9 protein-coding genes and 2 pseudogenes are annotated in these 6,413 nt (G+C 42.5%); 6 read left to right on the top strand and 5 right to left on the bottom strand.

The window, feature by feature from the left end:
* Nucleotides 1-217 precede the first annotated feature (217 nt).
* Nucleotides 218-541, bottom strand: coding sequence for a 30S ribosomal protein PSRP-3 (locus IM500_RS14490; RefSeq protein ID WP_002766067.1), 324 nt, complete (start codon nucleotides 539-541; stop codon nucleotides 218-220).
* A gap of 103 nt (nucleotides 542-644) precedes the next feature.
* Here IM500_RS14490 and mutT point away from each other — a divergent pair, with 103 nt between their 5' ends.
* From mutT to mraY, 3 genes are read left to right on the top strand one after another with little or no spacing between them, the layout of a single operon-like run.
* Nucleotides 645-1,067 (top strand): 8-oxo-dGTP diphosphatase MutT, encoded by a 423-nt coding sequence (gene mutT / locus IM500_RS14495; protein ID WP_002746036.1) that lies wholly within the window; start codon nucleotides 645-647, stop codon nucleotides 1,065-1,067.
* Nucleotides 1,064-1,327, top strand: coding sequence for a DUF3134 domain-containing protein (locus IM500_RS14500; RefSeq protein ID WP_002735746.1), 264 nt, complete (start codon nucleotides 1,064-1,066; stop codon nucleotides 1,325-1,327). The genes mutT and IM500_RS14500 overlap by 4 nt, the downstream gene beginning before the upstream one ends.
* A 45-nt stretch (nucleotides 1,328-1,372) precedes the next feature.
* Complete coding sequence (mraY, locus tag IM500_RS14505) at nucleotides 1,373-2,440, top strand: phospho-N-acetylmuramoyl-pentapeptide-transferase (RefSeq protein WP_287738774.1); 1,068 nt, start codon at nucleotides 1,373-1,375, stop codon at nucleotides 2,438-2,440.
* Here the strand turns inward: mraY and IM500_RS14510 are convergent, their stop codons facing one another.
* Nucleotides 2,441-2,764, bottom strand: coding sequence for a HesB/IscA family protein (locus IM500_RS14510; protein ID WP_002754867.1), 324 nt, complete (start codon nucleotides 2,762-2,764; stop codon nucleotides 2,441-2,443). It abuts the gene before it with no gap.
* 436 nt (nucleotides 2,765-3,200) lie between these two features.
* A pseudogene (locus IM500_RS24530) lies at nucleotides 3,201-3,287 on the bottom strand (bluetail domain-containing putative surface protein); the annotation flags it as partial.
* An 82-nt stretch (nucleotides 3,288-3,369) separates the two neighbouring features.
* On the opposite strand from IM500_RS24530, the gene IM500_RS14515 reads away from it, so the two are divergent.
* Both IM500_RS14515 and IM500_RS14520 read left to right on the top strand, forming a co-directional pair.
* A complete protein-coding gene (locus IM500_RS14515; protein WP_287738775.1) occupies nucleotides 3,370-3,660 on the top strand; it encodes a type II toxin-antitoxin system Phd/YefM family antitoxin in 291 nt (96 codons plus the stop codon).
* A 60-nt stretch (nucleotides 3,661-3,720) separates the two neighbouring features.
* The gene (locus tag IM500_RS14520; protein WP_287738779.1) at nucleotides 3,721-3,990 is read left to right on the top strand and encodes a type II toxin-antitoxin system RelE/ParE family toxin; all 270 of its coding nucleotides are present in this window, start codon (nucleotides 3,721-3,723) and stop codon (nucleotides 3,988-3,990) included.
* A 180-nt stretch (nucleotides 3,991-4,170) separates the two neighbouring features.
* Here the strand turns inward: IM500_RS14520 and IM500_RS14525 are convergent.
* Nucleotides 4,171-4,290, bottom strand: a pseudogene (locus tag IM500_RS14525) (bluetail domain-containing putative surface protein); the annotation flags it as partial.
* On the opposite strand from IM500_RS14525, the gene IM500_RS14530 reads away from it, so the two are divergent.
* The gene (locus IM500_RS14530) at nucleotides 4,274-4,399 is read left to right on the top strand and encodes a hypothetical protein (protein WP_271939132.1); all 126 of its coding nucleotides are present in this window, start codon (nucleotides 4,274-4,276) and stop codon (nucleotides 4,397-4,399) included. The pseudogene IM500_RS14525 and the gene IM500_RS14530 sit on opposite strands and share 17 nt — an antisense overlap.
* Here IM500_RS14530 and IM500_RS14535 read toward each other — a convergent pair whose 3' ends face one another.
* Nucleotides 4,400-6,277: a cadherin domain-containing protein gene (locus IM500_RS14535; RefSeq protein WP_242034628.1), complete on the bottom strand. Its 1,878-nt coding sequence runs from the start codon at nucleotides 6,275-6,277 to the stop codon at nucleotides 4,400-4,402.
* Nucleotides 6,278-6,413 lie beyond the last annotated feature (136 nt).

A 6,413-nucleotide genomic window follows, 5' to 3' on the forward strand; every position in this document is an offset into this window, starting at 1 on the left:
AATTAAATATAAGATGAACGTAGGTTGGGTTGAAGCATGAAACCCAACGCCCGCATGGGTTACGCTACCGCTAACCCATCCTACAAATAATTGTGCCTCCCTACTTATTAAGAAGTTGCTGTTCTCCTGCTGAGCGGTGATCACTGAAAAAGTTTCCTGTTTTCCGTTGCCTAAAACTGGAGATTTTGTCGCTCCCCATTAAGATAACTGCTATAAATTAATTGCTACCACTAAACACAACTTCGGGGAATTTTAACTGTGCATCGGCCATGGGGATTTGTCGGCTTTGATTGCGTAACTCTTGCCAAAAATTAATTACTTCTGTGGCTTTGTTGAGAACATCAACGCGATCGGACTCATCAATCCAGTGTTTTGCTTCTAACTCCTCTTGCAGTTGTTGCCAAGCATCATTGCGCGGCCAGAAAAAATAAGCGGTGAGGGGGCTAGTTCCTTTGCCGACCACCTGATCTACAGCGATCGCTACGTTCTGATCTAACCACAATACTTTTAAAATAAACTTTGATTCGGAACTGACTGTCATTGTTAATCGTTAATCGTACAATTCTCGATTATATCATCTTTTGACTCAATTTTCCGCAGTCAGTTTTTAACTATTTTTTCCGATTTTTTCGCCAATAACCACTATGATTCCCGAAACAGACTCTTTAGCTTCTAAACAAATCGGTGTGGCCGTAATTAGAGATGATCGAGATTTAATTTTAATCGATCGCCGTCTGGCCAAGGGACTCCTGGGCGGTTTTTGGGAATTCCCCGGCGGCAAAATCGAAGGCAATGAAACGGTGCAGGAATGTATTAAACGGGAGATATTAGAAGAAATTGGCATTGACATCGCAGTGGATAGTCATTTAATCACTATCGATCACACCTATAGTCATTTTCGGGTTAATCTACAAGTATATAACTGTCGTTATCTCAGTGGCGAAGCAAGGGCGATCGAATGTGAAGAAATCCGCTGGGTAACCATCCAGGAACTAGATCATTACACTTTCCCCGCAGCCAATCAAGAGATTATCAGAGCCTTAAAAGACATGGTAAACTCGAAATGATTGCTGTTAATCGTCGAGTGATTATGCTTAATCCTTCTATTCGTCAAGAACCCCGCTACGAACCGGCCGCGGTTATTCCCCTAAAAAAAGACGCTTCCATTGTCGAGTGGTTAGAAAAAAATAATCGCATGATTCCCCGGGATAAAATCGCCGAACCAGATCTCACTCTCGAAGAAGATGTGGAACTATCTGAACTCATGGATGTCGATGATATCGGTTATGATGACGACGAGGATGAATTAGTCTTAGATGAAGATTAATCCCGTCTTCTTTGGCAAATTTTACCCTTATCTGACGCTTTAGTCGTGAACGCTAACATTTTTTCCGCCCCTATCTTTAAAAAACCCACTGGAACCCATCTCCTGATTCTACTAACGGGATTACTATTTCTGTTAGTAGTTTTTTTTCAGTCCACTAATTCCCTGTTACTCCCCCTGATGGCCACAACATTAATCAGTGCTGGTCTTGGTTGTCAAGTGGTGCCGATGCTGCGGCGCTTGAAAATGGGTCAGATTATGCGCGAAGATGGACCCCAGGCTCATTTAAAGAAAGCAGGAACCCCGACCATGGGAGGCAGCTTTTTTGTGCCAGTAGCCCTTATTTTCGCTTTAATCTGGTCTAAATTTACTCCTAATGTGGTGGCGGTTGCTTTGCTGACCTTTGTTTACATGGGTATCGGTTGGTTAGATGATTGGCAAATTCTGCGTTATAAGTCGAATAAGGGCCTATCTCCCCAGATGAAGTTAATTTTACAGATAACGGGGGCGGTGCTTTTTTGTCTCTGGATGTCGCTCAATCAGGTGGGTACCGATATCACCCTTTGGGGTCGATTAGTCATTCCTTTGGGCTTTTTCTTCTGGATTTTGGCGGGATTTGTCCTTGTGGCTGAAAGTAACGCCACTAATCTCACCGATGGGGTGGATGGATTAGCGGGGGGAACAGGTGCGATCGCTTTTTTGGGTTTAGGTCTTATTATCGCCCCTAGTCATCCGGATTTAGCGATTTTCTGCACTTGTTTTGCTGGTGCTTGTCTAGGCTTCATTTTTCATAACCGCAACCCCGCTAAAGTGTTCATGGGTGATACGGGTTCCCTCGCTTTGGGAGGTGCTTTAGCTGCAGTGGGTTTAATTACTGGACATCTCTGGGGATTATTTTTAATTAGTGGTCTGTTCTTTCTGGAATCTCTTTCGGTAATCGCTCAGGTTATCTATTATAAAGCCACAAAAGGACCCGATGGCAAGGGCAAAAGATTGTTAAAAATGGCTCCTTTTCATCATCATTTAGAATTAAGTGGTTGGACGGAAACCAAGATTGTGGGAGCTTTTTATCTGGTTAATGCGCTTTTAGTTGTCTTGGCTATTTGGAGCAGTTAATTAAGCACTAAAGGAAAGACCACAACCGCAGGTATTTTGGGTGTTGGCATTGGTAAAACGGAAACCACCACCCATTAAATCTTCTGAATAGTCTAATTTTAAAATTTGTAGGTAGCGATCGCTGTCAGGATCGACTAAAATATTAATACCCTGACTTTGATAAAAGCGATCGTTTTCTGCCGCAATAGGGGTTAATTCGAGATGATAGTGAAGTCCCGAACAACCACCGTTTTTTACTGCCAAACGCAGATAGGAACCACTCAGGCGACGGCTTTGACTCCAACGTTCAATTTCTCTAGCGGCGGCGGGACTTAATTCGATCATTGTTTTTGAGACTATTGTAATGATAAGTAGCTGGTTATAATTAAATTAAAAATGGATTTTAGGTTCGATCCCCCCTGCCCCCCTTGATAAGGGGGGTGCCGATAGGCGGGGGGATCTGACAACTTTTAACGCCTACCTACTTAATATCAAGTCCTTGTGAAATCATACCACAGTTATTGTCAAACTTTATGTTAAGAAATATGTGACTAATGGATGGCGGGAGTAGCTGACAATTTTCACAGAAAACGGGTTTCTTGAAGAAAACGGGTTTCTAAATAGAAAGAAAACGGGTTTCTCAAAGAAAACGGGTTTCTAAATAGTTTCTTAAAGAAACCCGTTTTCTAGGTGATTTGAGTTGTTTGGTTTTTTGACGGAATTGGTAGCTGCCTAAGGCACAGAAAAAGGGTTTCTCCGAGAAACCCTTTTTCTAGGTGACTTAGAAGGATAGAATGCTCCCTAAAGCTGGTAAAGTATCGGTAAATCCAGTGATATTTATTAATAAATCATTGCTGGATTGGAGGCCCGTCATGAGAGGATCGGGTATTTGTCACAGGGGACTTAATTTAAGGTAGCATATAATTAAATGCGTTTTGTCTGCTAAGATAATGCTCAACCTTTCAAAAGACATTCATTCTTTAACTGAGTTTAAACGAAACACGACCCAGTTCCTAGAGCATCTCAAACAAACCAAAGACCCTTTGGTGCTTACGGTTGATGGGAAAGCAGCACTCGTAGTGCAAGATGCGGAATCCTATCAGACACTTCTTGAAGCTGCAGAATTGGTTGAGACCCTTAAAGGAGTCAAGCGTGGTCTTGAAGACATGAAGCAAGGCAAAGGTAAGAAGGCAGAGGAATTCTTCTCTGAATTGTTCGATAAGCTGGACAGTTCTCCATGAGCCAAAAGTATCAAGTGGTCATACAACCAGCAAGCAGAACAGGGAATTGAAAAAGCCTATCTGTGGTTCAGCAAAGATTCTCCTCGAAAAGCGAGGTTTTGGCTGGAAGGATTGTACAAAGCAATTCTGTCACTAGAGCAAATGCCTTACCGTTGTTCACTTGCTTTTGAAAATAATTTCTTGGAGGAAGAAATCCGACAACTTATTTATGGTAAGGGACGTAGTGCCTACAGAATTCTCTTTACAATCACCGGCGATATTGTGCAGATTCTTTTCGTGCGCCACGTTTCACAAAAGCCTTTGTCAAGTCAAGAAGATGAAGAAGAGTAGAGGCGTAGGTTATACGCCCATTGTTGTCCTAAATTGTGACGGCAAAGTTTTGATAGGTAAGGTTATACCATTTTTCTTTATTCGTGGCAGACATCCTACTGCCATCTTCCTTTCTGGGAGAGGAGTTGGAGTTTAGGGTAATTAACCATCTCTGCCATTACTTTAGAAAAATGGTATTAATTAAACAAAGAAATTACCCACCGGAATGCTCCCTAAAGCTGGTAAAGTACCGGTACATCCGGTGATATTTATTAATAAATCATTGCTGGATTGGAAGCCCGCCATGCCACCATTAATCAGAAACGGCAATGAGTCCTGTGGGGCGACAAATGACGGTGATTCGCAGTTAGAAAAAGACAACCACCGGCAACTCCCAGAGGAAATGGTTTGTCAAACCAGCAAGGGATGATTAACCAATAAAATTAAACGCCAAAATCCCATCATTAAAATCGTTATCGCTGATATTGGGTAAGTTCCCCGGTAAATCCTCAAAGCCAAAGATATTATTCCCCCTTGACCGTAAATGTTCCGCCCCATCGGGATTTGCCGACCCAAAGGAGAAGTAGGCCACTTCATGACTTATATAGTTTTCTAGGGTAGCCGCCACGTTATCGGGATTCTTGGTCAAAAATGCCTGAATACTCCCTTGCAGACTTTCTCCCAGATTGCCCCCATTGGCAATGACAAAGGGTGCGTAGCGTCGCCCCCCTTCCAACAACACATCCCCAAATTCAGCGGCGGTGGTGCTTTGGTTTGCCCCTTCCCCACTGGCCTGCAAAATGAAGTTATTCACCGCTTGACTTAAGGCGGTACGCGCATAACCCGCTTGACCGGGTTGAATTAACTCTGTCACGTTGCCATCTCCATCTAAATCGAGGCTATCAAAAACGGCTCCGTTATCATCGGCCACTGGATAGAGACCGACAACGTTATTGAAGAAAGCTCCCGTCTGTCTAAGTCCTTCCTCAATGGCTTTGACCTGTATGCTACCGGGCAAGTTACTGAAGTTGAAAACCAGAGAACCTTGTCCATTACCCGTATCTTTAAATTGGATGGTTTGGGGATTAACGGCTTGGTCGGGTAGATTGGTAATTTCTAGGGTGAAATTAACCGTTGCGTCTGGTGTGGCATTGGGAGCCGGGTTGAGGGTGGTATCCGTCACCGCAACTGTCAAGTTATAGAGGGATTGGGCTTCAAAATCAGCCTTACCGATGAAGAATAATTCCCGGCCACGAATCTGGAAACTGCTCTGATCACTGCCCAACAACGAAAGACTATTTGTCCCCAAGGCATCATCGCTGATCTGAATATCGGCAACTTTGACACCTTGACTGGTATCGGTATTTTCAGCGATCGCCTTAGTGCTATTGGCAAGAATTAGGGCTGTGGGAGCCTCATTGATATCGGTGATGTTTAAAGTTAAGGTTTGGGTGAGATCGGGGGTGACACCAACGGTTGGATCATCGACATTGACGGTGACTTCGTAACTATTTTGGGCTTCAAAATTAGGAGTAAAACCGACATAGAAAAGAGCCGAATTCTGAATTAAGAAGCGCTCCCTATCCCGTCCCGTGAGGAAGAGATTATTGGTTCCTAAACCATCATCTTCAATCAGGAGATCGGCGACTTTAAATTCTGGTGTGACATTGACATTTTCAGCTAACTCGGTGACAGCATTTTGGAAAATTAGGGCTGTGGGAGCTTGGTTACTAGGATTTTCATTAACATCATTGACAGTAATTGTCAAGGTTTTCTCAAAACTTAGTCCCCCTTGGTCTGTGGTTTTTACCCGAATACTGTAACTATTTTTGGTTTCAAAATCGGGAGAATTATTAATCTGTAATTGATTCCCTACAATCGAGAAGGCAGTATTATCTGTATCTCCTGTTCCTGCTATCAAACTATAGGTAAAGCTATTACCAGTATCGGGGTCTGTGGTAGAAAATGTTCCAATCACTGTATTAACAGGGACATTTTCATTTACTGTGGTCGCACTTAATGCTAAATTTGTCGGAGCTTGGTTACTAGGATTTTCATTAACATCATTGACAGTAATTGTCAAGGTTTTCTCAAAACTGAGTCCCCCTTGGTCTGTGGTTTTTACCCGAATACTGTAACTATTCTTGGTTTCAAAATCGGGGTAATTATTAATCTGTAATTGATTCCCTACAACCGAGAAGGCAGTATTATCTGTGTCTCCTGTTCCTGCTATTAAACTAGGCTCTTCGGGAATTGTTATGCAAATAATTAACTTAAAATAAAATTCGATGAGAGCGCCTACGCTCAAAAGTAGCTGAAATCCATATAGGGAAGGACTTAAGGCATCAACAGGTTAATACCAAAAGATAGACAATCGAGTTAAAATTTGATATAATAGCCAAAAACGAGATTATTTTACTTATGATACTTGACAAATTTGGTTC

The sequence above is a fragment of the Microcystis sp. M179S2 genome, from assembly GCF_020245805.1.
Taxonomy (GTDB): domain Bacteria; phylum Cyanobacteriota; class Cyanobacteriia; order Cyanobacteriales; family Microcystaceae; genus Microcystis; species Microcystis aeruginosa.

Coding starts and splice junctions, on each gene's coding strand:
- IM500_RS14500 (WP_002735746.1), top strand. CDS start 1,064: ATGATTGCTGTTAATCGTCGAGTGATTATGCTTAATCCTTCTATTCGT.
- IM500_RS14490 (WP_002766067.1), bottom strand. CDS start 541: ATGACAGTCAGTTCCGAATCAAAGTTTATTTTAAAAGTATTGTGGTTA.
- IM500_RS14510 (WP_002754867.1), bottom strand. CDS start 2,764: ATGATCGAATTAAGTCCCGCCGCCGCTAGAGAAATTGAACGTTGGAGT.
- IM500_RS14530 (WP_271939132.1), top strand. CDS start 4,274: ATGCCACCATTAATCAGAAACGGCAATGAGTCCTGTGGGGCGACAAAT.
- mutT (WP_002746036.1), top strand. CDS start 645: ATGATTCCCGAAACAGACTCTTTAGCTTCTAAACAAATCGGTGTGGCC.
- IM500_RS14515 (WP_287738775.1), top strand. CDS start 3,370: ATGCTCAACCTTTCAAAAGACATTCATTCTTTAACTGAGTTTAAACGA.